Below are 26466 nucleotides of genomic sequence, written 5' to 3'. Positions count from 1 at the left end.
CAGTGGGCTTCTACCGCTTCTGCCCGGGGATCCGCGCCACAACCCGCCGATCGCGTATGCGAGGGGCAGATGCCCCGGCGGCCCGCCCCGCGGGCCGCCGGGGTCCTCAGGCGCGGGTCGCGGCCTGGTCGTCCTCGGCCGGAGCTGTGGCGGCGGCCGGTTCGGCGCCGGTCCCCCGCAGGCCCGGGATGAGGGTCGCGACGGCGGCGGACACCAGGGCGACGCCGGAGCCGATCAGCAGGCCGGTGCGGAATCCGTCCTCGGAGGCGAGCGTGTGGCCGCCCATGGTGACGGTCATCTGCGCGAGGACGACGCCGATGACGGCGGAGCCGATGGTGGTGCCGAGCGAGCGCATGAGGGTGTTGAAACCGTTGGCCGCTGCGGTCTCCGAGAGCGGCACCGAACCCATGATGAGCGCGGGCATGGCGCCGTAGGCGAGCGCGACGCCGCTGTTGATGACGATGCCGGCGAGCATGATGCCCCAGGCCGTGCCCATGAGCGGGAGCGCGACCCCGTAGCCGACGGCGATCACGAGGGCGCCGCTGATGAGCGCGAACTTCGGGCCGCGGGCGTTGATCAGCTTTCCGCCGAGCGGCGAGATCAGCATCATCATGACGCCGCCGGGAGCCATCCACAGGCCCGCCGCCAGCATCGACTGGCCCAGTCCGTACCCGGTGGCCTCGGGGAACTGGAGGACCTGCGGGGCGATCAGCATGAAGGAGTACATGCCGACGCCGATGAGGATCGAGGCGGCGTTGGTGAACAGCACCCGCGGGCGCGCCGTGGTCCGCAGGTCGACGAGCGGCTCCCGGGTGCGGAGCTCGTACCGGCCCCACACGAGCAGGGACGCGGCGGCGAGGGCGAAGAGGCCGAGGGTGGTGCCCGATGCCCAACCCCAGTCGGCGCCCTTGGAGACGGCGAGCAGCAGCGAGACGAGTCCGACGGCGAGGCCGACGGCGCCGGGCGCGTCGAAGCGCTGCCCCTTCGCGGCCGCCGGGGAGTCCGGCACGATCAGGAAGATCATCACGCCGATCACCGCGGCGAGCACGGCGGCGCCCCAGAACAGCACGCGCCAGTTCGCGTACTGGGCGACCGCGGCGGCGATCGGCAGGCCTATCGCGCCACCGATGCCCATGGACGCGCTGACCAGCGCGATGGAGCCGCTGAGCTTCTCGGCGGGCACGACGTCACGGAGCAGCGCGATGCCGAGCGGCACCATGCCCATGCCCATCCCCTGGAGGCCGCGCCCGACGATCATCGGCACGACCGAGGACGAGAGGGCGCACACCACCGAGCCGACGACCAGCGGCACGGCGCAGACGAGCATCATCCGGCGCTTGCCGATGAGGTCGCCGAGGCGGCCGGAGACGGGCACGCAGACACCCGAGACGAGCAGCGTCACCGTGATCACCCATGCCGCGTTCGACGCGGACGTGTCGAGGATCCGGGGCAGCTCGGCGATGAGCGGGGTCACCAGCGTCTGCATGATCGCGGCGACCGTTCCCGCGAGCGCGAGGGTGGCGACGACGGCGCCCGCCCGGCTGCTCGACTGGGGCGCATCCATGAAGGACTCCTCAATCTCTTCGAACTCTTCGCACTGTGCGACGGTGTGCATCATACATACGATGTGTATCGCACACATTTCATGCATCCCACACATGCTCGGCGGCGCGGTCCTGGCCCCCACCCCGCTGCGATACGGTCGACCTGGGAGGACGCACGTACATGGACAAGCCATCGCACCTGGTCGAGTTCGAGCACATGGTGCTGGGCAGGCATCAGCTCGGCGCGGAGAAGCGCCGCCGTGAGGCGGAGCGCATGGAGCGCAGCGCATACATCCTGCTGAGCCGGATCAGGGTCCAGGGCCCGATGTCGATCGGGCAGCTCAGCGAGGCGCTGCTGCTCGACGCGTCGACCCTCAACCGGCAGACCGCGAGCGCGGTCCGGGCCGGACTCCTCGAGCGCATCCCCGATCCGGACGGTGGCATGGCCCGCAAGTTCCGGCTCACCGAGGAGGGCGAGACGCGCCTCGACCACGAGCGCGCGACGCACATCCAGGAACTGGACAAGGTGTTCGAGGACTGGTCTGCGGACGACGTGGAGACCTTCGCCCACTACCTCCAGCGCTTCAACACGAGCATCGAGCGGCTGAGCGGTCAGCCCTGGCCGCGCTCCTGATCCACAGGCGCGGCCGCACCCGCCTCTTGTCTTTTTCGGCGCGCACGGGTACGCCCCTCGGGGGCCCGCCAACGGGTGCCGTACGGACAACAGTTCCGCACAGGACCGGAGGACGCGTGACGATGCGATTCCTGTTTCACTACCCGGAGGCGCACGGGCCGGACAGCGACATGCTCGATGCCGGGCCCGTGGCGGACGTGGCCCGGGCCGCCGAGGAGTTCGGCTTCCGCGGCCTCTCGTTCAGCGAGCATCCGGCGCCCGGCGCGCGCTGGCTCGACCACGGCGGGCACCAGACGCTCGACCCGTTCGTCGCACTCTCGCACGCCGCTGCCGTGACCACCCGGCTGCGGCTCCTCACGTATCTGGCGGTCGCTCCGTACCGCAATCCACTGCTGCTCGCCAAGCAGGCGGCGACGCTCGACCGGCTCTCCGGCGGCCGACTCGTCCTCGGCCTCGGAGCCGGGTATCTGAAGGGCGAATTCCACGCGCTCGGGGTCGACTTCGACGAGCGCAACGCGCTGTTCGACGAAGTGCTCGACGTGCTGCCGCTGCACTGGAGCGGCGAGCCGTTCGACTACGCGGGCCGACACTTCTCCGTCCGGGACGCGCAGGCCCTTCCGCGCCCGGCGCAGCGGCCGATCCCGGTGTGGATCGGCGGCAACTCGCGGCTGAGCAGGCGCCGGGTCGCCGAGCGGGCGCAGGGCTGGATGCCGATGTCCGGCGGCCCCGAACTGAGCACGACCGCCCGCACGCCCACGCTCGGCCCGCTGCCCGAACTCGCCGCCGCCATCACGGAGTTGCGGGACGCCAAGGCCGCGGCGGGGCGAGGCGGCGACGTCGACGTGCTGCACTCGTACCGCGACGAGGGGCTCGTGGATCCGACCCGGGACGCGGACAGGCACCGCGAGGCGTTCGTCGCGCTCGAGAAGGCCGGGGTGACGTGGACGGCCGTGTCCTGCCCGAACCGTTCGACGGCGGCGACGCTGGAATTCCTTGAGGCGTTCGGGACGGCGTACGTCGGCTGATCGCGGCGCGTCGGGAACCCCGCGCGCCCCACGCCGCGTCCTGTCCCCCGTAGTCACCAGCGCACGGAAGCAGGGCCCCACCATGGAACACGCCGTCGGACCCTACCGGGGCACGCTCTACCGGTTCGCGCTCGCGGTGTCCGCGGTGACGGCCGTGCTCGCGTTCGCGATCCTGGCCGGTGGATTCGCGGCGACCTGGGGCGCGTTCGAGGACATCCGCCGGTACGCCGACAGGAACATCGCCAACGAGGACTCCTATTACGCGTACGCCGACGGCGGCACCGAGTCGCTGGTCGGGCCCGGCTTCGTGGTGTTCGCGCTGGCGCTCGTCCTGGCGCTGCTGTGCGTCTCCGTGCTGCACAGCGGGTACGCCGTCGGGGCCGCGCACCTCCGGCGGGGCGGCGATCCGTTGTCCGTGGGCGAGTTGTGGCGGCGGAGCAGGGCCCGGCTCGCCTCGTCCGTCGTGACGAATCTGCTCACCGCCCTCGTGGTGGCGGCCGTGGTGTTCGCGGGTCTGGTGCTGTTCGATCTCGCCCAGCGGGAGCGGATCCCCGGCGTCGAGCGCACCGACCTGCACGAGACGGCGACGCCGCAGTACGCGGTGGTGGGGTTCGTCGTCCCGATCGTCATCTGGTGTCTCGGTCCGCTGCTCTGGTTCCGGTTGTCGGGGGCCACTGCGGAGACGGTCCTGGAGGGGCGTTCGCCGTTCGTGGCGGTGTACCGCTCGTGGGTGCTGACGCGGCGGGCGCGGGCACGCGCGTTCGGTCTCGGCCTGGTGTGCTGCGCGGCGGCCGTCGCCGTGTTCGTGGCGGGCCGGTGGCTGTTCCAGCCGTTCAACCACTATGCCGGTCTCGGAATGTTGTGGCTCAGCGGCGACAACGTGTGGATCACCGGCATGCTGATGAAGGTGCTGCCGACGGTGGTGGCGCTGCTGTTGGTGCCGCCGCTGGTCATGCCGCTGGTGAGCGGGGAGGTGGCGCGGCTGCACGGGGAGCTGCGCGCTGCCGAGGAGACGGCCGCCGGGTCCGCACGATCCGCGGACGCAGCGCCGCCGTCGAGCGGCCCCTGAGCGCGGAGAGCCACACGCCGGAGCCGTACGCGAGGTCGTCGAGGCGGCGGGCGACGGCGTAGCGGACGGGGTCGAGCCCCGTGGGCGGTGTCTCGCGGCCGAGGGTCTCCAGGGTCACGTCGGCGAGCGCGGCGACGGCCGCCGCCCTGCGTACACGGCGCGAGACGAGGCAGCCCGCGGCCGTCAGCGGCCACCAGTGCCGGGTGAGCAGCGCCGCGCCCTGCATGAGGGCCGAGGCCGAGCCGAGCGCGGTGAGGCGTGCGGCGTGCCGCAGTGGCTGTTCGACGCCCTTCAGCCGTTCGGCGTTGCGGACGGTGGCGGTGACGGCGAGCCCGCCGGCCACCGGCAGCGACCAGCGGCGCTGGGCGATCAGGGCGACGAGCAGCGCGGCGCTCCACGGGGCGAGCACGGCCGGGGCGATGTGGGCGGGGTGACGGCTCGCCAGGGGGTGTGCTCCGGTGCCGTACTCGGCCTTGCGGCGGAACCAGGCGGCGGGGTCGGCGCGGTGTTCGTGGGCGACGCGTGCGGCGGGTTCGTAGCGGATCCGGGCGCCGTCGGCGGTCAGCCGCCAGCACAGGTCGACGTCCTCCCCCACCCGCATCCCGGCGTCGAAGCCGCCCGCGTCGCGGAGGGCGTCGGCGCGGACGAGCATGCAGGCGCTGGGTACCCAGGAGACGGGGGTGCCGGGGCGTACGGCGGCGGGGTGGCGGCCCAGGTCGAGGGAGGAGCGGGCGTTCTCGTAACGGCCCAGCCAGCGCGTGGAGTCGGGCCCGGCGAGTCCGGTGACGCGGGGCACGGCCATGACGACGGCCGGGTCGGCGAAGTGCCGCAGCAAGACGTCGACCGTGCCGGGCGCGAGCACGACGTCCGAGTCGACGAACACCACGTACGGCGTGCGCACTTCGCGCAGCCCGGCATTGCGGGCGCCCGCGGGCCCGACGTTGACGGGGAGCGCGAGCACGCGCGCGTGGTGACGCGCGGACGCCTCGGCGACGGGGCGCGGATCGCACGAGGCGTCGTCGACGACGACGACCGGCGCCTCCGTTCCCGCCCTGATGCCTGCCAGCAGACGATCCAGCCGGTCGGCCCTGTCCCGTACGGGAACGACATACGTGACGGTGTGCTCGGCGTCGCCCGGGGGCAGCGACGCGGCCACCGGGTGGGCGAGGCCCGTGTCGACGAGCCGTTCGGCGAGAACGGCACCCGCCCGGTCGCGCACGCGCAGGACCCGCCCGGTCAACAGGCGTTGGGCACGCGGTGTCAGTCGCAGCAGCCGCGTCGGATGGCCGCCGAGCAGCGCACGGCCACCGTCGACGACCCGGGCATGCCGGTCGAGGACGACGACACTGCCGGAGGGGAGAGTCATGCGGCGCCTCCCAGTGCGGCCGTCGACAGTCGGCCGCGGAAATCCACGCGGCCCGTGGCCACGAGCAGGTCGGCGAGAACGGCACGCGCCCGGTCGCGCACGCGCAGGACCCGCCCGGTCAACAGGCGTTGGGCACGCGGTGTCAGTCGCAGCAGCCGCGTCGGATGACCGCCGAGCAGCGCACGGCCACCGTCGACGACCCGGGCATGCCGGTCGAGGACGACGACACTGCCGGAGGGGAGAGTCATGCGGCGCCTCCCAGTGCGGCCGTCGACAGTCGGCCGCAGAAATCCACGCGGCCCGTGGCCACGAGCAAGTCGGCGAGAACGGCACCCGCCCGGTCGCGCACGCGCAGGCCGCCGGCCCGTGGTGTCAGGCGCAACAGCCGAGTCGGGTGGCCGGCGTCGGCGCCACCGGCACGCCCATCGAGCGCGACGACGCTGCCGTACGGGAGGGTCACGCGGCACCTCGGGGCGTCGTGAGGCGGCCGTGGGAGTCGGGGCTGCCCGTGGTGACGAGGCGGGCGGCGGTCGAGACCATGGCTTCGACGAGTGCGCGTCCCTCCGCGGCGGTGGCGCCGGTCGGGTCGCCGAGGACGCCGTTCGGGGAGACGCCGCGCACGCCGTGGGACCTGAGACGCGGCAGCAGGTCGGGCAGGGGGCGGGTGTCGCCGGGGGCGGCGTCGGTGAGGCGTACCTCGTCGGGGGCGAGGTGCAGCATGACGGAGGTCTCGGCGCGTCCCGCGTGGGCGTCACCGCCGGGTGGGACGCAGCCGACCCAGGACACGTCGTGGCGCTCGTGGCGGAGTTGGGCGCAGGCGGCGTCGAGGGTGGTGACGTTGCCGCCGTGGCCGTTGACGAGGACGACGCGGCCCGCCCACAGGGCGAGGGAGCGGACGGTCTCGACGAGGACGGTGTGCAGCGCGTCGTGGCCGATGGAGAGCGTGCCGGGGAACCCCGCGTGCTCACCGCTCGCGGCGTACGCGAGGGTGGGCGCGAGGACGACGTGCTCGTACGGGAGTCGGTGCGCGACGCCGCGGGCCACCGCCTCCGCGATCACGCCGTCCGTGTTCAGCGGGAGGTGCGGGCCGTGCTGTTCGGTGGAGCCGACGGGGACGAGGACCGGGGCGCCGCGCGGCACCGTGGTCCACGTCGCGTGCGCGAGGTCGACCGGTTCAGGCACGCGGTGCCCCGAGCGTGCGGGTGAAGCCGTCGGGGATCGCCAGGTCGTCGGGGCCGAGTTCGTCGACGGAGGCGTGGCCGAGGCCGAGGACGGCGGAGTCGAGGCCGCCGCGCAGGATGTCCAGCACGTTCTCCACGCCGGCCTGCCCGTTCGCGGCGAGGCCCCACAGGTAGGCGCGTCCGACGAGGACGGCACGGGCGCCGAGGGCGAGTGCCTTGGCGACGTCGCCGCCGCGCCGCACACCGCCGTCGAGCAGCACCTCGATGTCGTCGCCGACGGCCTCGGCGATGGACGGCAGGAGGCGGATGGTGGCGGGTGTGGTGTCGAGGTTGTTGCCGCCGTGGTTGGAGACCGAGATGCCGGTGACGCCCGCGTCGACGGCCCGTTTGGCGTCGTCGACGCGGCTGACGCCTTTCAGGAGGAAGGGACCGCCCCACTCCTTGCGCATCCATTCCACGTCGTCCCAGGTGGGCGGCGGTGTCTGCATCCACTCGCCGTAGGCGCCGAAGAAGGTGGGCGCCCGGCCGCCCGGCTCGCGGAGGTTGGGCGTGGTCAGGTCGGGCAGGCGGCGGGACCGGGCGAAGGCGAGGAGCCAGCGCGGGTGGGGCAGCACGTCGGGCGCGAACTTCACGGCGGTGCGCAGGTCGAGGCGTTCGGGGATCGCGGGGCTTCCCCAGTCGCGGCCGTTGGAGAACGACCAGTCGAGCGTCGCGATGAGCGCCTTGGCCCCGGCCTGCCTGGCCCGCTCCATGCGGCGCACCATGGAGTCGCGGCTGCCCATCCAGTACATCTGGTAGAAGGTGTTCGGATTGGCCTCGGCGACGTCCTCCACGGAGCGGCTCGCGAACGAGCTGAGGCCCATGATGACGCCCCGGTTCGCGGCGGCGCGGGCGACCGCCACCTCCCCGTCCGGGTGCACGGCCTGCACACCGGTCGGTGAGATCAGCACCGGGAAGGACGACTCGACGCCGAGCACGGTGGTCGCCAGGTTCCGCTCGGCGTGGTGGCCCACCACGCGTGGCGCGAAGCCGAGTTCGGCGAAGGCGCCGATGTTGTCCTCGATGGTGCGGCCGCGTTCCGAGCCGGCGACGAGCGCGCCGTAGACGCTGCCGGGAAGGTACTTCTTGGCGCGCCGCTGGGCCTCGGCGACCGTCTCGAACCAGGGGTTTCTTGCCATCGGGCGGCTGTCTCCTCGTCAGTTGACCGGGATCGGGCCCGCTACGGGACTCTCGTCGCAGGCACTCACCGGGGGCCGCCGCATGAGCGGCACGGTGACCGGCCCCGTGCGGTGGGAGTGGTCGCCGGAGGGCCTCGGTACCCGGCCGGGGCCTCGGTCGGCGAGGAGCTGCTCGCCGTACCCCTGGACGCACTCCGGGTCGGGCCCGTCGAGCGGCAGGCCGGTGAAGAACTTCGCGGCCATGCAGCCGCCCTTGCAGGTGTCGTAGAACGCGCAGGAGGCGCAGGCGCCGCCCTGTTGCGGCTCTCGCAGCCGCAGGAACAGCTCCGACTCCCGCCACACGCCGGCGAACCCGCCCGGGTCGCGCACACTCCCCGCGAGGAACTCGTCGTGGATGGCGAACGGGCAGGCGTACACGTCGCCGACCGGGTCGATGAGACACACCACGCGGCCGGCCCCGCACAGGTTCAGGCCCGACAACGGCTCGCCGTAGGCGGACAGGTGGAAGAAGGAGTCGCCGGTGAGCACCTCGCCGTCGTGCGCCACGAGCCAGTCGTAGAGCTGCCGTTGCTGCGCGGGCAGCGGGTGCAGCTCGTCCCAGACGTCGGCGCCGCGCCCTGAGGGCCGCAGCCGGGTGAGGCGGAGCTGGGCGCCGTAGGTGTCGGCGAGCGCCTTGAAGTCGTCGAGCTGCGGGATGTTGTGCCGGGTGCAGACGACGGACAGCTTGAAGTTCTTCATGCCCGCGTCGGCGAGGTTCGCCATCGCTGTGCGTGCCGTGTCGTACGAACCCGTCCCGCGCACCGCGTCGTTGACGTCGGCGGTGGCGCCGTCGAGGGAGATCTGTACGTCGACGTAGTCGTTCGCGGCGAGGCGGCGGGCGACTTCGGGGGTGATGCGCACGCCGTTGGTGGAGAACTTGACGCCGACGTGGTGGGCGGTGGCGTAGTCGAGCAGTTCGAAGAAGTCGGGGCGCACGGTGGGTTCGCCGCCGCCGATGTTGACGTAGAAGACCTGCATGGCCTCCAGCTCGTCGATGACCGCCTTGGCCTCGGCGGTGCTGAGCTCGCGCGGGTCGCGGCGGCCCGAGCTGGACAGGCAGTGGGCGCAGGACAGGTTGCAGGCGTAGGTGAGTTCCCAGGTCAGGCAGATCGGTGCGGCGAGGCCGTGCTCGAACAGGTCCACGAGGCGGGTCACGGTGCCGGGCTCCTTTCGACCAGCATCGACGAGCGGGCCAGGGCGGCGAGGGCGCTCGCGTAGCGGGCCGTGTCCGCGTCGTCCGCCCCGGCGCTCGCGCAGGCGGCGCGCGCCGTCGGGGACGTCGGGAGCGCCTGGACGACGGCGAGCAGTCCGCGGTCCTTGAGGAACGACAGTTTGCGGGTGCCGAAGTGGTAGAGCAGCGCGCCGAACGGCTCGGGGCGGACCGACACCTGCGGGTGCAGGTCCCAGGGCCGGTCCAGGTCAAGGGCGGGAGCGGTGGCGGCGGCCACGGTCAGTACACGCCGCACATGCCGTCGATGGAGACTTCCTCGACCAGTTCGTCCGCCTCGACGAGGGGTTCGTCGGCGGGAGCGGTGGACGTGGCGGGCGGCTCGGTGGTCGGATCGGTGGTCGCGGTGGCTTCGAGCTGTTCGTTCATGCGGAACTCCCTTGTACCTGTGGAGGGTTGAGGGCTCGCTCGGGCGATTTCGAGAGTATTGGCATGCGATGCCAAAAGGGAAGGGTGCGGTCGCCGCCGAGGTCTTGCGCGGGACGGGCGCGGCGGGATGTGATCCGCCCCATGGAGTCGTTCGCGGGTGCGCGTCCCGATGTGCTGGTCGTCGGTGCTGGTGGGTCAGGGGCGGTGCTCGCGGCGCGGCTGAGCGAGGACGCCGACCGGAGGGTGTTGCTCCTGGAGGCCGGTCCCGTGCCGTCGGCCTTCGGTGCGGAGCTGCTGGACGCGCGGCTGGTGCCGGGGGCCCGGCCGAGGCATCCCGCGACGGTCGCGCATGCCGTGCGGCTCGCGGCGGGGCGGCCGTGGGAGGTGCCGCGCGGGCGAATCGCCGGCGGGTCCACGACGGTCAACGGCGGGTACTTCGTGCGGGCGCGGCGCGCCGACTTCGACCGGTGGGCGGCGGCGGGCGGCGGGCCCGCGTGGACGTACGAGCGGATGCTGCCGCTGCTGCGCCGCCTGGAGAACGACCTCGATTTCGGCGCGCGCCCCGTGCACGGGCGCGGCGGTCCGATGCCGGTTTCGCGCGGCGGCCTCACGCACCCGGCCGCCGTGGCCTTCCGCGACGCCGCCACGGCGCTGGGCTTCCCCGCGGAGCCCGACAAGAACGACGAGGGCCCGCCGGGTTTCGGCCCGGTGCCGTCGAACTGCGTGGCCGGGGTGCGGCACAACACGGCTCTCGCCCACCTGACACCGGAGGCCCGCGCCCGGCCGAACCTCACGGTGCTCGGTGGGTGTCTCGTACGCCGGGTGGTGGTGCGGGGCGGGCGGGCGACCGGGGTGGTGGTCGAGCGGGACGGCGGCGCCCCGGAGACGTTCGACGCGGGGTGCGTGGTGCTGTGCGCGGGCGCCCTGGCGACACCCCATCTGCTCCTGCTGTCCGGGATCGGCCCGCGCGCCGATCTCGAACGGGCCGGTGTGCCGGTCGTCCGGGACGCACCGGCGGTCGGCGCGCGGCTCGCGGATCACCCGCAACTGGTCCTGGACTGGCGCCCGCACGCCGACCTCGAACCGCCGTCGGACGGGTGGCTGGGAGGCTGCCTCCACCTCGACTCCCGGTCCACTACCGCCGGTTGCCCCGGGGACATCGAGATCCTCCAGTCACTCGTCCCGATGGCCGGGCTCGTCGGCGGGACGGTGAGCGTGCCGGGAGCGCCGCACTCCTTCCTGGTGTCCGTGCAGACGCCGGGGCCGACGGGTCGGCTGCGGCTGCGCTCGGCGGACCCGGCGGTGCCGCCCGCCGTCGACTACGACTACCTGCGCGACGGCGAGGTACTGCGGCGGCTGCGCGTGGCCGTGCGCACGACGGCGGATCTCGTGGGCACGGAGGCGTTCGGCACGGTGTCCCGTGGCGGGCTGCTCGCGCCCGGCGCCGCCGAACGGGCCGACGACCGGGCGCTCGACGCGTGGATCGGCGACCACATCGGCACGGCGCAGCACACCTGCGGGACGGTCGCGCTCGGCGCCGCCACCGACGCGTACGGCCGGGTGCGCGGCGTGGACGGACTACGGGTGGCGGACACCTCGCTGCTGCCGGACACCCCGCACCGCGGCCCCGCGGCGACGGCCGTCCTGATCGGCGAGTTCGTGGCGGAAGCGCTGCGCCACGGGTGAGGTCACCGGCTCGCCCGCCCCAGCCCCTCCTCCAGACGCCGCACGGCCGTGTCCAGGAGCTCACCCAAGTCCGCTTCTGGGACCGCCAGCCAGTGCTCGTACGCGGTGACGGCGGCGGCCAGGACCGTGTGTCCGTACAGCCGCGGCAGCGCGTCGCCGGGGGCGAGGCCGAGTCGGTCGGCGGCGAAGTCGGTGACGATGGCGCGCCACGAGGCGTAGCGGAGCGTGGCGTCGGCCTGCAGCGTGGGCACGCTCAGGATGAGTCGCATGCGCTGTCGGTGCCACGGCACGACGGTGGCGTCGAACCGGTTGAAGTCGACGACGGCCGCGCGCAGCGCGGTCATGATCGGCACGTCGGGTGCGGTGGCGGTCAACAGGGCGCGCAGACCGTCGAGTTGCTGCTCGAAGTCGCCCCACACCAGGTCGTTCTTCGACGCGAAGTAGCGGAAGAAGGTGCGGCGGGCGATGCCGGCGGCGGCCGCGATGTCGTCGACGGTCGTCGCGTCGAAGCCCTGCCGGGCGAAGAGTTCGAAGCCGACGCGCTCCAGGTCGGCGCGGGACGTGGCGCGCGGCCTGCCGCCCCTCGGCGCACGGGCGGCGCGCTCGGCCACGCTGCTCGTCAGCGGCTCCACCCTCGCTCCTTCGCAGTCCGGGGCCTCACCCTACCGCCGCCATCCGACAGCGCCCATGCCTTCAACTCTGGAGCCGTTGCGGCTATATACGCGGGGACGGACCGACCGGCGAAGGGGTTACCCAGGTGACGGCCACGACCACGGAACAGGACTTCGGCTCCCGCAAGGGCGCGGCGCTCGTCGCGGGCGGCACCGGCGGGATCGGTGCGGCGGTGGTACGGACGCTGGCCCGGCGCGGGGCCACGGTCCTGTTCACGTACCGCTCGAACCGGGATGCCGCCGACGCGCTCACCGCCGAACTCCGGGCGGAGGGAGCCCAGGTGGAGTCGGTGCAGTCGGACCTCACGGACGAGGTCAGCGCGACGGGCGCGATCGGGTCGACGGTGGACCGGTTCGGCGCGCTCCACACACTGGTGTACGCGGCGGGTCCGCACGTCCCGATGACACACCTGAGCCAGGTGCCGCCTTCGCGGTACCGGGAACAGCTCCACACGGACGCGCTTGCCTTCTACCACCTGGTCCACCCCGCCCTCGCGCCCCTCCGCGAGAGCGCGGGGAACGTCGTGGCGGTCACCACGGCGGCCACCCGCCGCTACCCGGTCCGCGACGGCCTGTCCTCCGGCGCGAAGGGCGCGGTCGAGGCGGTGGTCCGAGCACTCGCCGCCGAGGAGGGCCGCTACGGCGTGCGCTTCAACTGCGTGGGCCCCGGCATGCTCACCGACGGCATCGCCGCCCGCCTCATCGCGGACGGCGAACTCGACGACTCCGCGCTCCAGGTGACGCGCCGCAACATCCCCCTGCGCCGCTTCGGCACCGCCCAGGACATCGCGGAGGCGGTCGCCTTCCTGTCGTCCGAACGAGCCGGTTTCATCACGGGCCAGCATCTGTCGGTCGACGGCGGCTACACGGTCTGAAACCCGGATGCGCCACACCGCCCGTCGGCCCCATACTCCCGCCATGCCCACCCGCTTCCGCGACCCGCACAGCACCGCGTACGACTTCCTCGACCCGATCCTGGTCCGCTGTCCCGGCTGCAGCGGCGCCGCCCGAGTGGTGACAGCACCGGACACCGAACGGTCACTGTTCGCTCCGCGCCGCTTGGTGTGCGGCCGATGCGGCCTGTCCCGCACGTGGGCCGGGCGCCGCGTCCGCCTCCACCGCGGGACGGCACACCCCGCGACGGACCCGTACTTCGATGCCCCGTTGTGGCTCCGGACCGAGACGCGGCACGGCTGGCTGTGGGCGTACAACCACGCACACCTCGACCTGGTGCGCCGCTTCGTCGGGGCGTCGCTGCGCGAGCGGGCGCCCTGGTACGAGACGGGCCCCCGGATGACCCTCGTGGCGCGCCTCCCGACCTGGGTCAAGCAGGCGCGCCACCGCGACGACGTGCTCCGCGCCATCACCCGGATCCACCAGCGTGCGTCCCTCTGACGCCGAGCGGGCCGTGCGGGCGGCGTGCCGGGTCGCGGGCTCGCTCGGGCTCGGGGCAGACGACACCGTCGTCCTGCACGACTCCAACAAGCTGACTCTGCGGCTGCTGCTGTGCGACGTTCTGGCGCGGGTCGCGCCGGTCGACGATCAGGTGGCGGAGTTCGAGCTCGGGCTCGCGCGGCGGCTCGTCGAGGTCGGGGCGCCGGTGGCGGCGCCCGCGCCGGAGGTGGGGCGGAGGGTGTACGAGCGCGACGGGTTCGCCATCACGCTGTGGACGTACCACGCGCCGTCCGGCACTCCCCTCCCGGCGTCCGACTACGCGGAGGCCCTCGCGGACCTCCACGCCTCCCTGCGCCGACTCGCCTTCCCCGCACCGCACTTCACCGACCGCGTCGCGCAGGCGCAGTCCCTGCTGGCGGACACCGCCCGCACCCCGGACCTCGCCGCGGCGGACCGGGAGTTGCTGAGCGATACGCTGCGGCGGCTGGGGCAGCGGGTCGGCGGGTACGGCGCGGACGAGCAGCTGCTGCACGGCGAGCCGCACCCCGGCAACGTACTGGCCACGAAGGATGCCGGTCCGCTCTTCGTCGACCTGGAGACGGTGTGCCGCGGGCCGGTCGAGTTCGACCTGGCCCACGCCCCCGACGAGGTCGCCGACCACTACCCGGGCGTCGACGACGACCTGCTCCATGCCTGCCGCACCCTCGTGCTGGCCATCGTCACGACATGGCGCTGGGACCGCGACGACCGGTTCCCGGACGGGCGGAGGATGGGCAGGGAGTGGCTCGCCAGGCTCAGCGGGCGGCGTGGCCGCTCATGACCTGGAGGCTCTCGTCCCGGACCGGGGAGTCCGTCGCGCGGTCGGGGCGGTAGGGGGACAGTTCCGGCGTCGGGGTGCCCGTGGTGAGTTCCTGGGCCGCGAGTCGGCCGAGGGCCGGGGCCAGGTTCACCGCGCTGTGCGACACGAGGTGGTAGAGGCCGGGCGCTGAGGGGAGTTCACCGGCCAGCGGGAGACCGTCGAGCGGGACGGGGCGCAGCCCGACCCTGGCGCCCGCCGAGCGGGCCGCTGTCAGCGCGGGGAGGACCTTCTCGCCCCGGCCGTGCAGGTCGGCGGCGAGGGAGGTGAGGTCCGTGGTGCCGTCGGCGAGGAGCGCGTCGACGGGCCAGGAGATGGACACGACGCGCGCGTCGGGCGCCGGGCGCAGGTCGACCCCCGGCGCCGCGAGGATGGCGCCGAGCCCCGCCTCGGGAACCGGGGTGCTCTCTCCCACCAGGCCCGGTATCCGTTCCATCGGGAGCCGGGCGTCGGCGAGTGCGGCAATCCGGTCGGCGTACGGGCCCGCGCAGTTGACGACTTTGTCCGCGGTCCAGGTCCGCTCCCCCGCCCGTACGCCGGTGACCCGGCCCTCCGCCGACCGCAGCAGGCCGGTGGCGCGCACCCCGTAGTGGACGGTGGCGCCGAGGCGGGCCGCTCCGTCGAGGAGGGCGCGGACGAAGCGTGGCGCGTCGTACCAGGCCGCCCGTTCGTGGACCACGATCTCGTCGGCGGTGCAGGAGGCCGGGTCGGCAGCGGGGGCCAGGTCGCGGAGTGCGGTGGCCGGGGCGAACTCGCAGGTGTGGCCCCATTCCCGTACCCGCAGGGCGCGTTCGCGCAGCGCCTGATGGCCCTCGTCGGTGTCGGACCACTGGACGAGCGGCGCCGGGTGGCGCCACGGGAGTCCTTCGAGTTCGGCGGCGAGGGCGAGGTGGCCGTCGGAGCCCTGCCGGTTGAGGAGGTAGTAGTCGTGTGGTGTCTTCAGGTGGGTGACGTCGATGGAGAAGGTGGCGCTCGATGTCCCCGACGCCGGGCCCGCCGCCTCCAGGACCGTGACGTCGGCGCCCGCGCGGGCGAGGTGGTAGGCGGTGGAGGCGCCGAGGACGCCGGCGCCGAGGACGATGATGCGAGACATGCGGATTCCTTGAGGTGTGGGGTTCCGTGCGGGCGCGTCGGGCCGGCGCACCGGGCGGTGCGAGAGGTCAGAGCACCTTGCTCAGGAAGGCGCGGGTGCGCTCGTGCCGCGGCGCGCCCAGGACATCGGCGGGCGTGCCGGATTCGACGACGACTCCGCCGTCCATGAACACGAGGGTGTCGCCCACTTCGCGGGCGAAGCCCATCTCGTGGGTGACGACGATCATCGTCATGCCGTCGCGGGCCAGGCCGCGCATGACGTCGAGCACCTCGCCGACGAGTTCGGGGTCGAGCGCGGACGTCGGCTCGTCGAACAGCATCAGTTCGGGGCGCATGGCCAGGGCACGGGCGATGGCGACGCGCTGCTGCTGGCCGCCGGAGAGCTGCGAGGGGTAGTGGTGCGCCTTGTCGGCGAGGCCGACCCGTTCGAGGAGTTCCTCGGCGTGCCTGCGGGCCTCCGCCTTGGGCTCCTTCTTCACCTGGACCGGCGCCTCGGTGATGTTCTCCAGGGCCGTCATGTGCGGGAAGAGGTTGAACCGCTGGAACACCATGCCGACGCCGCGCCGCTGCCGGGCGATGTCGGTATCCCGCAATACGTGGAGCCGGCCGCCCCGCTCCTCGTAGCCGACCAGTTCGTCACGGACGTAGAGGCGTCCGGCGTCGACGGTCTCCAGGTGGTTGATGCAGCGCAGGAACGTGGACTTGCCGGATCCGGAGGGCCCGACGAGACACATGACCTCGCCGGGGGCCACCTCCAGATCGATGCCCTTGAGCACCTCCACCGGCCCGTAGCTCTTGTGGACGCCTTCGGCCCGGACGACCGTGGTGTGTGTCGTCGTCGGCGCGGCTTTGGCGGTCATGCGCGGGCCCCCTTGTTGTAACGGCGTTCCAGGAAGTGCTGGCCGACGTTGAGCACGGACGTCGCCACGAGGTACCAGACGCAGGCGACGGTGAGCAGCGGCACCTGCTGGAAGTTGCGGGAGTAGATGCCCTGGATCGACGTGAGCAGTTCGGGCACGGCGATGGCGAAGACGAGGGAGGTCGTCTTCAGCATGGAGATGACCTGGTTGCCGGTCGGCGGCACGATGGTGCGCAGCGCCTGCGGGAGGACGATGCGGCGCAGTGTCTGACGGCGGGTCATGCCGAGGGCGTGGGCCGCCTCGTGCTGTCCGGGGTCGACGGAGCCGATGCCCGCGCGGACGATCTCCGCCATGTACGCGGCCTCGTGCAGGCCGAGGCCGAGGACGGCCGCGGTGAGCTGCGTGATCAGGGTGTTCGTGTCGAAGGAGACGAACGTGGGCCCCCACGGGACACCGATCCCGATGCGCGGGACGATCGCGGAGAGGAAGTACCAGAACAGGAGTTGGACGAGGAGGGGCGTGCCGCGGAACACCCAGATGTACGCGCCGCTCAGCCAGGAGAGCAGCGGGTTGTCCGACATGCGCAGCACGGCGAGGACGATGCCGCCGACGATGCCGACGGCCATGGCGAGGACGGTCAGCCACAGGGTGGTGGCGAGGCCCTCCATGACGACGGGCGCGAAGAGGAAGTCGCCGACGGTGCCCCACTTCATGCGCGGGTTGCCCGCCCATCCTTCGACGAGGAAGACGACGGCGAACGCGAGGACGGCGGTGGCGGCCCAGCGGCCCGGCCTGCGCAGCGGAACGGCCTTGATCTCGTGGGCTGCCGAGCCGGTCTTGTCCGGCAGCGAGAGCTGAGGGGTGGTCACGCGGTGCCTCCGTTCACGGCGGCGCGGTCCAGGGCGCCGGACTGGACCTTCCAGTGCTTGAGGATGGTGCGGTACACCCCGGTGTCGATGAGCTTCTGGAGGGCACCTTGGACGGCCTCGACCAGCGCCTTGTCGTCCTTGCCGACGAGGATCCCGTAGGGCAGCGGCCGGTACGGCTTCCCGACCCGCTTCATGCGGCCGCTGGACTGTTCGGCCTGGTACGCGACAGTGGGTGTGCCGCCGATGAACGCGTCGGCCCGGCCGGTGGACAGCGCCTGGAAGCAGGCCATCGAGTTGGGGAAGACGAGTCCCTCGACGCGTGGCCTGCCCGCGGCGAGACACTTCTTGCTCTGTGTCTTCGCGTCGTCGACCTGCGCGGTGCCCTGTTCCACGGCGGCCGACTTGCCGCAGAGGTCGTCCAGGGACGACACCTTCCCGGCGTCCCTGCCGTCGACGAGGATCGAGGTGCTGGTGCGGAAGTAGTCGACGAAGGTGACCTGCCGCTGCCGTTCGGGCTTGTCCAACATGGCCTGGATCGCCACGTCGTAGCGGCGGGCCTGCACACCGCCGATGATGGATTCGAAGCTGGCCTTGCTGAACTCGACCTTCAGGCCGAGGACTTGACCGATGGCGTTCATGAGGTCGGGTTCGACGCCGACGAGGGTCTTGTTGTCCATGCCGAGCATGACCAGCGGCGGGTAGTCGCTGCCGGCCGCCGACCGCAGCGTCCCCGCCTTCCTGATCCGCTCGGGGAGCAGGGCGCGCAGCTTCGGGTCGGCCTTCTGCGGGGCGATGGCGGACTTGTCGGCCGCCGTGGCGCCGCCGCAGCCCGCGGCGAGCGGCACCAGCGCGACGAGCGCAGCGGTGAGGACGGCGACGGTGGGCCTGCGCGCCGGGCCGCGGCTCCTCGTGGGAGCGGGTCTCCTCGTCGGACGCCGAAGACATGCGTGCATGCGTCGTCCCCCTTTCGGGTCTCGTTCGGGCAGGGCATCAATCTGCGGCACGGTCCCGGCCCGCGACAAGATGAGGCAGAGTGAGTCTTTGCTGACGTGGTGTTCAGTTCAGCTGATGCACGGCGTTCCGGCGTCGCCCGTGTTCACCTGGGCCGATGGTCGAGACACCTCTGGCGCACACCTCGCGGGCGCTGTTAAGTTCCGCTGATGCTGACCCCGATCCAGCTTCAGGCCGTCCGTGATGTCGTCGCGACGGGTTCGCTGCGGACCACGGCCAAGCGGCTCGGTTACACGCCGTCGGCGATCTCGCAGCAGATCTCGACCGTCGAGAAGACCCTCGGCGTCCCCCTCTTCGAGCGTTCGGCCCGCAGCGTACGGCCCACGGCGGCCGGCACCCAGCTGGCCCGGCGGGCGGCGCGGCTGCTCGCCGAACTGGAGGCGGCGGAGGACGAGATGCGGTCGTTCGCCGCGGCCGAGCGCGGCCGGCTGCACCTGGGCAGCTTCTGGTCGGCGGGGTTCCGGCTCGTCCCCGCGGTGCTGGCCGAGTTCCTGCGGGACCGCCCGCACGTCGACGTGCGCTACGAGGAGGGCGATCCGCAGACGACCGCGCCCGCCGTCGCGGACGGGCGGCTCGACCTCGCGGTGGTCTTCGAGTACGGCACGGTGCCGCACAACTGGCCCGCCGACCTGGAGCTGACGCTGATCCTGGAGGAGCCGATGTACGTGCTGGTGCCGACCGGGCACCGGCTGTCCCACCGGCGCCGGATCCGGATCGCCGATCTGCGCGACGAGCACTGGATCTGCTACCGCCAGGGCATGGACGCGGCGCGCTCCCTCTTCCACATCTGCGCGGAGGCCGGGTTCAGCCCGGAGGTCGTCTTCCGCACGAACGACTACAACCTGCCCTACGAGCTGGTGCGCCGAGGGCTCGGCGTGGCGATGGTGCCCGATCTCGCGCTCACCGAGTCGCACGACGTGCACGTGATCCGGCTCGCGGACCCCTCGCACGTACGACGGGTGTTCGCGCTGCGCCGTACCGCCGACCCGAATCCGTTCCTCGACCAGGCCGTCGGGATGCTGCGGGCCGCGGCCGAGCCCATCGCTCGGCGTGTCACGCGGTCGACTCTGCCGACGGCGGTGTGAGGGCGGCCGACACCACGGACGGGAGGGCCTCGCCGAGGGGGAGCTCGATGCGTACGGCCCAGCGGTCGCCGCGGGTGGGCTGGTTGTTGACGATCAGGACGGGGGTGCCGGCGTCGGCGGCCTGGCGGACGAAGCGCAGCCCCGACATGACCGTCAGGGACGAGCCGAGGACCAGCAGCGAGGACGCGCCCGCGACGAGTCCGCGGCACAGGTCGACGCGCTCGGGCGGCACGTTCTCGCCGAAGAAGACGACGTCCGGCTTGAGCACCCCGGTCCCGCAGGCCGCGCACGGAACCACCGTGAATGCGCGGACCGCCTCGTCGGGGAGTTCCACGTCGCCGTCCGGGTTGACGCGCGCGGAGCGGTGCCGCTCGGCCTGCGCCTCGAACTGCGGGTTGACCTCGCGCAGCCGCCGGTCGAGGTCGGCGCGGTCGGAGACGGCCCGGCAGTGCAGGCACACGACGCGGCTGAGGCTGCCGTGCAGCTCGACGACGTCCGCGACGCCCGCGGCCTGCTGGAGGCCGTCGACGTTCTGCGTGATCACGCCGGTGACCAGGCCTGCGGCGGACAGCTCGGCGACGGCCCGGTGCCCGGCGTTCGGCCGGGCGCGGATCATCGCCCGCCAGCCCAGCTGACTGCGCGCCCAGTACCGCTGCCGGGCGTACTCGCTGCCGGTGAACTCCTGGTACGTCATCGGGATGTGCCGCCTGCGCAGCGAGCCGTGCTCGCCCCGGTAGTCCGGGATGCCCGACTCCGTGGAGAGCCCGGCCCCGCTCAGGACCACGACGCCGCCCGCCCGCACGGCCTCGACGACGGGCCGCAGATCGGTCGTGGCGGGCGGATGGTCACCGGACGGTTCCCAGGTCAGGGTGGGTCGGGTACGCATGCGTGCCAGCTTACGGCGCCACGCGCCCACGCCGGCTCACTCGGCAGGGAAGACGGCCTTCGTCAGCTCCTCGGACACCTGCCAGACGCGGCGCGCCTCGTCAGTGCCGCGCAGCCGGGAGTACAGCTTCTGCTCCCCCGGCGGTCCTCCCATGTGGGCGATGCCGCGCGGACCGTAGAACTTCCCGCGTTCGGCGTCCGGGGAGGTGGCGGCGTAGAGGGCGGGGAGCTGGGCGGTGTGGACCGTGCCGACGACGATGCCGCGGGCGGACAGCGTCCTGATCAGGCGCACGCCCAGGGTGTCCTTGGCGCGGCCGACCTCGGGGCGGGCGGCGAGCAGGTTCGTCGGGGCGACTCCGGGGTGGGAGAGGTTGCTGGTGATGCCCCAGTCGTGGGCGCGGCTGCGGCGGTCGAGTTCGAGGCCGAAGAGGCCGAACGCGATCTTCGACTGGCTGTAGGCCTTCATGCCGTCGTACGAGCGTTCCCAGTTGAGGTCGTCCCAGTTGATGGCGCCCTGGTTCGCGGCGACGCTGACCTGCGAGGTGACCCGGGCTCGGCCCTCGCGCAGCAGCGGCAGCAGGTGGGCGACGAGCGCGAAGTGGCCGAGGTGGTTGGTGCCGAATTGCAGCTCGAAGCCGTCGGCGGTGGTCTGCCGGTCGGGCGGGGTCATGACGCCCGCGTTGTTGATCAGCAGGTGGATGGGCAGCCCCTCCGCGCGCAGGGTGTCGCCGAGGGCGGCGACGGAGGCGAGCGAGGACAGGTCGAGCTCGCGCAGCGACACGTGCGCCTGCGGGGCCTTCTCGCGGATGGCGGCGAGCGCGGCCTCTCCCTTGCGCGGGTTGCGTACGGGCAGCAGCACCTCGGCGCCGGCCGCGGCGAGCCTCGTGGCGAGGCCGAGCCCGATGCCGTCGCTGGCCCCGGTGACGACGGCGCGGCGTCCTGACAGGTCGGGGACGGTGATGTCGATGGGTGTGCGTGGCATGTCCCGAGCTTCGGACGGCGCGCGGGCCGCGGCAAGCGCTGAAGGGGGGACTGTCGATCCGTGGTTGCGCGGGTGCGGGGACGGTAGAAAGGGGCACATCAGGTGAGTGGACCGACGGCGAGCGGTGGCGGAGGCACGAGTGGTGATCGACCGGGCGGGGCTCGCGGAGTTCCTGCGGCGGCGGCGGGAGTCGTTGCAGCCGGAGGACGTGGGCCTGCCGCGCGGGCGCCGCCGCAGGACGACCGGTCTGCGCAGGGAGGAGGTCGCCGCGCTGTGCCACATGTCGACCGACTACTACGCGCGCCTGGAGCGGGAGCGCGGCCCGCACCCCTCCGAGCAGATGATCGCCGCCATCGCGCTGGGCCTGCACCTCTCCCTCGACGAGCGCGACCACCTGTTCCGGCTCGCCGGACACACCCCGCCGCCGCGCGGCGCGGACAGCGAGCACATCGGCCCCGGACTGCTCCGCGTCCTCGACCGCCTGCACGACACCCCCGCGGAGATCGTCACGGAGCTCGGCGAGACCCTGCGCCAGACCCCGCTCGGCGTCGCCCTCACCGGCGATCAGACCGCGCACACGGGACCGGCCCGCAGCATCGGGTACCGCTGGTTCACGGACCCGGCCACGCGCGACCTCTACGATCCGTCCGAGCATGCCTTCCTGACCCGCATGTTCGTCTCGGGCCTGCGCGGGGTGGCCACGCTGCGGGGCCCTGGCTCCCGGGCGGCCCACTACGCCGACCTGCTGCTCGCGCGCAGCGAGGAGTTCCGCCGGGTGTGGGCCGACCACGAGATCGGCGTCCGCCCCCGCGAGGTGAAGCGCTTCGTCCACCCCGAGGTCGGCCCGCTGGAACTGACGTGCCAGACGCTCGTCGACCCCTCCCAGTCGCACCTGCTTCTCGTCTACACGGCCGTCCCCGGCACCGAGAGCCACGAGAAGCTGCGCCTCCTGTCGGTGATCGGGGCCCAGGCGCTGTCCTGACCCGCGGTCCTGCTCACCGCCTGCCCGCCGTCCCCACCGCCACCGCGTTCGCCGCGACGATCGTCGTGATGGCCGACCAGGCGAGCGGGTCGAGGTGCTGGTGGAGGACCACCGAGCCGACGAGGGCGGCGAAGACCGGGTTGACGCTCATGAAGACACCGAAGAAGCGGGGCGGTACGCGGCGCAGCGCCAGGAGGTCGGAGAGGAACGGGACCGCCGAGGACAGGACGCCCGCGGCCAGGGCGCAGAGCAGGGCCGTGGGCGTCGGCGGGTGCAGGTACAGGGTGGTGACGCCGATCGGGAGGTAGAGGAGGCCGGAGACGGCGGCCGCGGCGGCGGAGCCCTGGAGCCCTGGCAGGCGGTGGCCGACGGACCGGTTGAGCAGGATGTAGCAGCCCCAGCAGACCGCCGCGACGAGGGCGAGGGCGATGCCGAGGTAGTCCGTGCTCGGCCGCGGCCGGGTGAGCACGACGACGGCCGAGGCGGCGGCGAGGGCGCAGAGCAGGTCGACGCGGCGGCGCGTGCCGGCGAGGGCGACGGTGAGCGGGCCGAGGAATTCGAGGGTGACGGCGAGGCCGAGGCCGATCCGGTCGACGGCCAGGTACAGCGTCAGGTTCATCGTGGCGAAGACCGCCGCGAGGGCCAGGACCGGGCGCCACTGCGCCGCGGTGAAGGCCCTGAGCCGTGGCCGGCCCGCCGTCAACAGGACGGCGGCGGCGACCCATTGGCGTACGGCCACCACGCCCGTGGGCCCGATGACGGGGAAGGCGAGCGCGCCGAGGGACGCGCCGATCTGGTTCGACAGGCCGCTGCCGAGCATGAGTCCGACGCCTCCGGCGCGCGAGGCGGCGCCGGGGGCGGCGGTGCGGGGTGAGGGGGTTGTCGTCGTCGCCATGGTGCGAGATTCGACCCGGACCGTCGATACGCAAAATGCATATTGTGCTCCTCGCATACGCTTGACGTATGGATGAGGGAAGCGGAGTCGCCGGTCTCGAGCTGCGGCATCTGCGCTGCCTGCTGGCGATCGTCGACACGGGCAGCTTCACGGACGCGGCGATCCAACTCGGTGTGTCCCAGGCGTCGGTGTCGCGCACCCTGCACGCGCTGGAGACGGTCCTCGGGGTGCGCCTCCTGCACCGTACGAGCCGTGCCGTCACACCGACGGTCACGGGTGTGCGGGTCGTGCACCGCGCGCGCCAGCTGCTGGCCGAGGCGGAGAACCTGGTGCGCGAGGCCACGACCGGGCACGCGCGACTGCGGATCGGGCATGCCTGGGGAGCGTTCGGCCGGCACACCACCGAGTTCCAGCGCCGCTGGCACCAGCGGTACCCGGACGTCGAGCTGCAGTTGGTGCGGCACAACAGCCCCACGGGCGGCCTCGCAGAGGCGGTCTGCGATCTCGCCGTCGTACGCCACCGGGCCGATCTGCGCCGCCGGTACGCCGCCGCCGTGGTCGGCCACGAACCCCGCTACGTCGTGATGGCCACCGACGACCCGTGGGCCAGGCGCCGCCGCATCCCGCTCGCCGACATCCGGGAGCGCACCGTCGCCGTCGACCGGCGCACCGGTACGACCACCGCCGACCTGTGGCCGGGCGATCCGCACGGCGACATCGCGTACACCGCCGACGTCGACGACTGGCTCGCCGCGATCGCCACGGGCCGCTGCGTGGGCGTCACGCCGCAGGCCACCCTCGCCCAGTACCGCCGCGAGGGTGTCGTCTACCGGCCGGTGTCGGGCGCGGATCCGGTGCCGGTGCGGGTGATCTGGGACGAGCGGGAGCCGCATCCCAGTACGCACGCGGCGATCGCGCTGCTGAGCGAGCTGTACGGCGCCTGAAGCCGCCCGCCAGCGGTCAGTCCCGCAGCAAGTGGGCCAGGACCCGGTCCATCGCCTCCCCCACCGCTTCCCGCGCGGCGTCGCTGTGGTCGAGGCCCTCGAAGGCGTGCGGCGCGTCCGGTACGTCGACGATCTCGATCGGCGCGCCACCGGTCTCGGCCGCCTCGACGAACCGGGCCACCGTCGCCGCGACGGCGGAGGCCTCCTGGCCGACCCGGATCAGGACGAACGGCGGCGTCCCGCCTCCTGCCACGACGTCCGCGGGCCGGAACCGGGGGTCGTCGACACCCCAGTTGGGCAGTGGCGCCATGATCGGGTAGCTGGCGGCGACGCAGCGCAGCCACTCCGGTGCCCCGCTCAGCCATGGCGCCGTCAGCGGTCCGCCGCCGGAGAAGAACCACAGGGCGATCCGGTCGGCGTCGACGCGCGGATCGGCGCGCACCCGGTCCACCGCGGCGGCCACGTCCTCGGCGGCCGTCGGATAGGCGGTGACCGCGTGCAGCCGGTGGTCGAAGGTGACGCCGATCGCGCCGCGGGACGCGGCGAGTCGGGCGTATCCGACGAGCGTCGGCCAGTCGCGCGGCGTCGGCCTGGCGTCCTCCGGCACCGGGCCGCCGTGCACGATCACGACCGCCGGGCGCGGCCCCGCGTCGGAGGCGTCCTCAGGTACGTAGAGGTCGATGGCGCCGTGCCGTTCGCGCGGCACTTCCGGCACGTCGAGGAGGAACGGGCGCAGGTATCCGGACTCGGTCGGCTCAGCGTCCTGCGCCAATGGTTCGAGGCGGGTGCCTTCGCCCGCCGCCGCGGCGAGGAGCGCGTCGGCGAGCCGTTCCGGGCAGGACAGCATCGGCCAGTGCCCGGTGGGCAGTTCGAAGAAGGTGACGTCGGGCCTGGTCAGGGCCTTGATCGCCGGGTCGCCGAAGCGGAGCAGCATGCGGACGGTGTCGATGGTGGCGCCGTTGTCCGCGCAGAACACCCCGGTGGTGGGCAGGTCGGCGGCGGCGCCGGTCAGGCGCAGCGGGTGCAGCAGGGTGCCGTGCGGCTGGGGCACGGCGTGCGCGGTGAGGCGGTCGAGCGCCTCGTCGGTCAGGCCCGATGTGCTGCCCCAGCGCTGCCACGCGTCGCGGGCGGGCGCGGGAACGGCGCCCTCGGTGTCGCCCGAATCGGCGAGGTGTTCGCGCACCTGCTGGTCGGGCACGGCGGCGAGCGGCGCGGCGCCGTCCTGCACCAGACCGGCGTCGAGGTACACGATCCGGGCGACGCGCTCCGGCCTGCGGTCCGCGGCGCCCACCGCCGGATACGCGCCGTAGTCGTGCCCGACGAGCACGACGTCGCGGCCCGCGCCGTCCCGTCCTTCCACGAGGGCGTCGACGGCCGCCACGACGCGGGCGATGTGCGCCTCCAGGTCGCGGGCGGGCCCGAGGTCCACCACCTGGACCCGAGCGCCCTCGGCCGTCAGCTTCCCGGCCGTCTCCCGCCACGCGTCCGGCCCTGTGAACAGGCCCGGCACCAGTACGAACTCGGTCATCTCCACGTCCTCCGTCAGGGCTTTTCAGTGGCTTGTCAGTGGCGGGAGGTACGTTAGGAACTCCCCCTGAGGGAGGTTCAAGTGACAGCGTCGTCCGACCGGCCCGAGTCCGCCGTCGGCCTGTGGAGCATCGGTGAGCTCGCCGAGCACGCGGGCACGACGGTGAAGACCGTCCGCTTCTACTCCGACAGCGGCCTGCTGCCCGAGCGCGCCCGCAGCACGGGTGGGCACCGGAGATACGGCGCGGAGGCCCTTGACCGGCTGCGCCTGATCCGTTCGCTGCGCGGACTCGGTCTGCCGGTCCCCGAGGTGCGGCGGATCGTCGACGAGCGGGCGGGGGCGGACGGGGCGCTGGAGGACGCCGTCGCGGGGCAGCTGCGCACGCTCGGTTCCCGGCTGAGCGCGCTGCGCTGGCAGGAGGCGGCGCTGCGGCTCGTCCAGGAGTGCCGGCCGGACGAGCGGGCGGACCGGCTGCGGCTCGTCGGCGCGCTCGACACACCGCCGAGCACGGCCCCGCTGGCGAGATTCTGGCGGGCCTGGCTGCCGCCGCGGATGCCGGCCGCGTCGCGCACCGCCTTCCTCGACGCGGCCGTTCCGACCCCGCCGGACGCCCCGTCCCCGGCGCAGGTGCTCGCGTTCGCGCGGCTGTGCGCGCTGGTGTCCCGGCCGTGCACACCGGACGCGGGCCCGACGCAGCCCGCCGCGCACGCCTCGGCGGGCGCGCGCGAATCGGCCGTGCTGTACGCGGGGTTGGCGGAGTCGTACGAGCTGGCGGGGCACCACATACGCGCGGGCGAGGATCCGGCGCCGGGCGACGCGCTCGACTGCTTCGTGGCGACGTACGCGAGGGTGGTCGGGGCCCGTGACACCCCCGGATTCCGCGGCGGTCTGGCGCGGCAGCTCGCGGCCGACCCGCGGCTCGACCACTACTGGGACCTGGTGGCGGAGCTGACGACGCCGGAGGGCGGGGTCCCGGAGCCGACTCCGGGCACGGCACACGACTGGCTGCTCGCGGCGCTGGAAGGGGAACGGGCGGCGGCCTGACGCAGGCGTCCGCCACTGCTTGACGAGCACCGGAGCGGGTAGGGAAGG

Annotated in this window: 29 protein-coding genes; 11 read left to right on the top strand and 18 right to left on the bottom strand. The window is 73.3% G+C overall.

What is annotated here, in order from left to right; genetic code table 11:
* Positions 1 to 106: 106 nt before the first annotated feature.
* On the bottom strand, positions 107 to 1564 hold the full coding sequence (locus tag ACTWJ8_RS38370; protein ID WP_443262066.1) for an MFS transporter: 1458 nt from the start codon (positions 1562 to 1564) through the stop codon (positions 107 to 109).
* A gap of 161 nt (positions 1565 to 1725) precedes the next feature.
* Between ACTWJ8_RS38370 and ACTWJ8_RS38365 the strand changes: the two genes are divergently transcribed.
* From ACTWJ8_RS38365 to ACTWJ8_RS38355, 3 genes are all read left to right on the top strand, one after another.
* Positions 1726 to 2178 (top strand): MarR family winged helix-turn-helix transcriptional regulator, encoded by a 453-nt coding sequence (locus ACTWJ8_RS38365; protein ID WP_356372263.1) that lies wholly within the window; start codon positions 1726 to 1728, stop codon positions 2176 to 2178.
* Positions 2179 to 2300: 122 nt separating this feature from the next.
* On the top strand, positions 2301 to 3203 hold the full coding sequence (locus ACTWJ8_RS38360) for an LLM class F420-dependent oxidoreductase (RefSeq protein WP_443262065.1): 903 nt from the start codon (positions 2301 to 2303) through the stop codon (positions 3201 to 3203).
* An 82-nt stretch (positions 3204 to 3285) separates the two neighbouring features.
* Positions 3286 to 4272 carry a hypothetical protein gene (locus tag ACTWJ8_RS38355; RefSeq protein ID WP_443262064.1) on the top strand — a complete coding sequence of 329 codons (987 nt, stop codon included), beginning with the start codon at positions 3286 to 3288 and terminating at the stop codon, positions 4270 to 4272.
* On the opposite strand, the gene mftF is transcribed toward ACTWJ8_RS38355, so the two are convergent.
* The 8 genes from mftF to mftA are packed head-to-tail and all read right to left on the bottom strand — an operon-like array spanning position 4154 to position 9633.
* A complete protein-coding gene (mftF, locus tag ACTWJ8_RS38350) occupies positions 4154 to 5638 on the bottom strand; it encodes a mycofactocin biosynthesis glycosyltransferase MftF (RefSeq protein WP_443262063.1) in 1485 nt (494 codons plus the stop codon). The genes ACTWJ8_RS38355 and mftF overlap by 119 nt on opposite strands.
* The gene (locus ACTWJ8_RS38345) at positions 5635 to 5886 is read right to left on the bottom strand and encodes a hypothetical protein (RefSeq protein WP_443262062.1); all 252 of its coding nucleotides are present in this window, start codon (positions 5884 to 5886) and stop codon (positions 5635 to 5637) included. The genes mftF and ACTWJ8_RS38345 overlap by 4 nt, the downstream gene beginning before the upstream one ends.
* Positions 5883 to 6098 carry a hypothetical protein gene (locus ACTWJ8_RS38340; RefSeq protein ID WP_443262061.1) on the bottom strand — a complete coding sequence of 72 codons (216 nt, stop codon included), beginning with the start codon at positions 6096 to 6098 and terminating at the stop codon, positions 5883 to 5885. The genes ACTWJ8_RS38345 and ACTWJ8_RS38340 overlap by 4 nt, the downstream gene beginning before the upstream one ends.
* On the bottom strand, positions 6095 to 6820 hold the full coding sequence (gene mftE / locus ACTWJ8_RS38335; protein WP_443262060.1) for a mycofactocin biosynthesis peptidyl-dipeptidase MftE: 726 nt from the start codon (positions 6818 to 6820) through the stop codon (positions 6095 to 6097). Before mftE ends, ACTWJ8_RS38340 begins: the two co-directional genes overlap by 4 nt.
* Positions 6813 to 7997: a pre-mycofactocin synthase MftD gene (mftD, locus tag ACTWJ8_RS38330; protein WP_443262059.1), complete on the bottom strand. Its 1185-nt coding sequence runs from the start codon at positions 7995 to 7997 to the stop codon at positions 6813 to 6815. Before mftD ends, mftE begins: the two co-directional genes overlap by 8 nt.
* 18 nt (positions 7998 to 8015) lie before the next feature.
* Positions 8016 to 9191: a mycofactocin radical SAM maturase gene (gene mftC, locus ACTWJ8_RS38325; RefSeq protein ID WP_443262058.1), complete on the bottom strand. Its 1176-nt coding sequence runs from the start codon at positions 9189 to 9191 to the stop codon at positions 8016 to 8018.
* Positions 9188 to 9502, bottom strand: coding sequence for a mycofactocin biosynthesis chaperone MftB (mftB, locus tag ACTWJ8_RS38320; protein WP_443262057.1), 315 nt, complete (start codon positions 9500 to 9502; stop codon positions 9188 to 9190). The genes mftC and mftB overlap by 4 nt, the downstream gene beginning before the upstream one ends.
* Positions 9487 to 9633, bottom strand: a complete 147-nt coding sequence (gene mftA / locus ACTWJ8_RS38315) for a mycofactocin precursor MftA (RefSeq protein ID WP_443262056.1) — start codon at positions 9631 to 9633, stop codon at positions 9487 to 9489. The genes mftB and mftA overlap by 16 nt, the downstream gene beginning before the upstream one ends.
* 141 nt (positions 9634 to 9774) lie before the next feature.
* Between mftA and ACTWJ8_RS38310 the strand changes: the two genes are divergently transcribed.
* Positions 9775 to 11319, top strand: coding sequence for a GMC family oxidoreductase (locus ACTWJ8_RS38310; RefSeq protein ID WP_443262055.1), 1545 nt, complete (start codon positions 9775 to 9777; stop codon positions 11317 to 11319).
* A gap of 2 nt (positions 11320 to 11321) precedes the next feature.
* Here ACTWJ8_RS38310 and mftR read toward each other — a convergent pair whose 3' ends face one another.
* Entirely contained in the window at positions 11322 to 11951 is a 630-nt protein-coding gene (mftR, locus tag ACTWJ8_RS38305) for a mycofactocin system transcriptional regulator (protein WP_443262054.1), read from the bottom strand.
* A gap of 125 nt (positions 11952 to 12076) precedes the next feature.
* Between mftR and ACTWJ8_RS38300 the strand changes: the two genes are divergently transcribed.
* Genes ACTWJ8_RS38300 through ACTWJ8_RS38290 form a run of 3 tightly spaced genes read left to right on the top strand, consistent with a single transcriptional unit; the run spans position 12077 to position 14205 of the window.
* A complete protein-coding gene (locus tag ACTWJ8_RS38300) occupies positions 12077 to 12865 on the top strand; it encodes an SDR family NAD(P)-dependent oxidoreductase (RefSeq protein ID WP_443262053.1) in 789 nt (262 codons plus the stop codon).
* Positions 12866 to 12908: 43 nt separating this feature from the next.
* The gene (locus ACTWJ8_RS38295) at positions 12909 to 13385 is read left to right on the top strand and encodes a hypothetical protein (RefSeq protein WP_443262052.1); all 477 of its coding nucleotides are present in this window, start codon (positions 12909 to 12911) and stop codon (positions 13383 to 13385) included.
* Positions 13372 to 14205, top strand: coding sequence for a phosphotransferase enzyme family protein (locus tag ACTWJ8_RS38290; protein WP_443262050.1), 834 nt, complete (start codon positions 13372 to 13374; stop codon positions 14203 to 14205). The genes ACTWJ8_RS38295 and ACTWJ8_RS38290 overlap by 14 nt, the downstream gene beginning before the upstream one ends.
* On the opposite strand, the gene ACTWJ8_RS38285 is transcribed toward ACTWJ8_RS38290, so the two are convergent.
* The 4 genes from ACTWJ8_RS38285 to ACTWJ8_RS38270 form a co-directional block, all read right to left on the bottom strand.
* On the bottom strand, positions 14180 to 15334 hold the full coding sequence (locus tag ACTWJ8_RS38285; protein WP_443262049.1) for an NAD(P)/FAD-dependent oxidoreductase: 1155 nt from the start codon (positions 15332 to 15334) through the stop codon (positions 14180 to 14182). The two genes, ACTWJ8_RS38290 and ACTWJ8_RS38285, sit on opposite strands and share 26 nt — an antisense overlap.
* Positions 15335 to 15401: 67 nt before the next feature.
* Positions 15402 to 16193: an amino acid ABC transporter ATP-binding protein gene (locus ACTWJ8_RS38280; RefSeq protein WP_443262047.1), complete on the bottom strand. Its 792-nt coding sequence runs from the start codon at positions 16191 to 16193 to the stop codon at positions 15402 to 15404.
* Entirely contained in the window at positions 16190 to 17062 is an 873-nt protein-coding gene (locus ACTWJ8_RS38275) for an amino acid ABC transporter permease (RefSeq protein WP_356372296.1), read from the bottom strand. Before ACTWJ8_RS38275 ends, ACTWJ8_RS38280 begins: the two co-directional genes overlap by 4 nt.
* Positions 17059 to 18015, bottom strand: a complete 957-nt coding sequence (locus ACTWJ8_RS38270) for an ABC transporter substrate-binding protein (protein WP_356372298.1) — start codon at positions 18013 to 18015, stop codon at positions 17059 to 17061. The genes ACTWJ8_RS38275 and ACTWJ8_RS38270 overlap by 4 nt, the downstream gene beginning before the upstream one ends.
* Before the next feature lie 207 nt (positions 18016 to 18222).
* On the opposite strand from ACTWJ8_RS38270, the gene ACTWJ8_RS38265 reads away from it, so the two are divergent.
* Positions 18223 to 19158 carry a LysR family transcriptional regulator gene (locus ACTWJ8_RS38265; RefSeq protein ID WP_443262046.1) on the top strand — a complete coding sequence of 312 codons (936 nt, stop codon included), beginning with the start codon at positions 18223 to 18225 and terminating at the stop codon, positions 19156 to 19158.
* On the opposite strand, the gene ACTWJ8_RS38260 is transcribed toward ACTWJ8_RS38265, so the two are convergent.
* Both ACTWJ8_RS38260 and ACTWJ8_RS38255 read right to left on the bottom strand, forming a co-directional pair.
* Positions 19127 to 20044, bottom strand: coding sequence for a Sir2 family NAD-dependent protein deacetylase (locus tag ACTWJ8_RS38260; RefSeq protein ID WP_356372302.1), 918 nt, complete (start codon positions 20042 to 20044; stop codon positions 19127 to 19129). The two genes, ACTWJ8_RS38265 and ACTWJ8_RS38260, sit on opposite strands and share 32 nt — an antisense overlap.
* Positions 20045 to 20080: 36 nt before the next feature.
* Positions 20081 to 21025 (bottom strand): SDR family oxidoreductase, encoded by a 945-nt coding sequence (locus tag ACTWJ8_RS38255; RefSeq protein WP_356372304.1) that lies wholly within the window; start codon positions 21023 to 21025, stop codon positions 20081 to 20083.
* Positions 21026 to 21164: 139 nt separating this feature from the next.
* Between ACTWJ8_RS38255 and ACTWJ8_RS38250 the strand changes: the two genes are divergently transcribed.
* Positions 21165 to 22007 (top strand): MmyB family transcriptional regulator, encoded by an 843-nt coding sequence (locus ACTWJ8_RS38250; protein WP_443265118.1) that lies wholly within the window; start codon positions 21165 to 21167, stop codon positions 22005 to 22007.
* Between the two features lie 13 nt (positions 22008 to 22020).
* Here the strand turns inward: ACTWJ8_RS38250 and ACTWJ8_RS38245 are convergent, their stop codons facing one another.
* Complete coding sequence (locus ACTWJ8_RS38245) at positions 22021 to 22902, bottom strand: EamA family transporter (protein ID WP_356372306.1); 882 nt, start codon at positions 22900 to 22902, stop codon at positions 22021 to 22023.
* Between the two features lie 68 nt (positions 22903 to 22970).
* On the opposite strand from ACTWJ8_RS38245, the gene ACTWJ8_RS38240 reads away from it, so the two are divergent.
* The gene (locus tag ACTWJ8_RS38240; RefSeq protein ID WP_443262044.1) at positions 22971 to 23846 is read left to right on the top strand and encodes a LysR family transcriptional regulator; all 876 of its coding nucleotides are present in this window, start codon (positions 22971 to 22973) and stop codon (positions 23844 to 23846) included.
* Between the two features lie 16 nt (positions 23847 to 23862).
* Here the strand turns inward: ACTWJ8_RS38240 and ACTWJ8_RS38235 are convergent, their stop codons facing one another.
* The gene (locus ACTWJ8_RS38235) at positions 23863 to 25374 is read right to left on the bottom strand and encodes an alpha/beta fold hydrolase (protein ID WP_443262043.1); all 1512 of its coding nucleotides are present in this window, start codon (positions 25372 to 25374) and stop codon (positions 23863 to 23865) included.
* An 81-nt stretch (positions 25375 to 25455) separates the two neighbouring features.
* Between ACTWJ8_RS38235 and ACTWJ8_RS38230 the strand changes: the two genes are divergently transcribed.
* The gene (locus tag ACTWJ8_RS38230; protein WP_443262042.1) at positions 25456 to 26418 is read left to right on the top strand and encodes a helix-turn-helix domain-containing protein; all 963 of its coding nucleotides are present in this window, start codon (positions 25456 to 25458) and stop codon (positions 26416 to 26418) included.
* The last annotated feature ends 48 nt before the right edge of the window (positions 26419 to 26466 follow it).

It is taken from the genome of Streptomyces sp. SDT5-1 (genome assembly GCF_052245995.1).
Taxonomy (GTDB): domain Bacteria; phylum Actinomycetota; class Actinomycetes; order Streptomycetales; family Streptomycetaceae; genus Streptomyces.
Note: the sequence above shows the minus strand (reverse complement) of the source record. Positions and strands in the feature narration are given on the sequence as shown.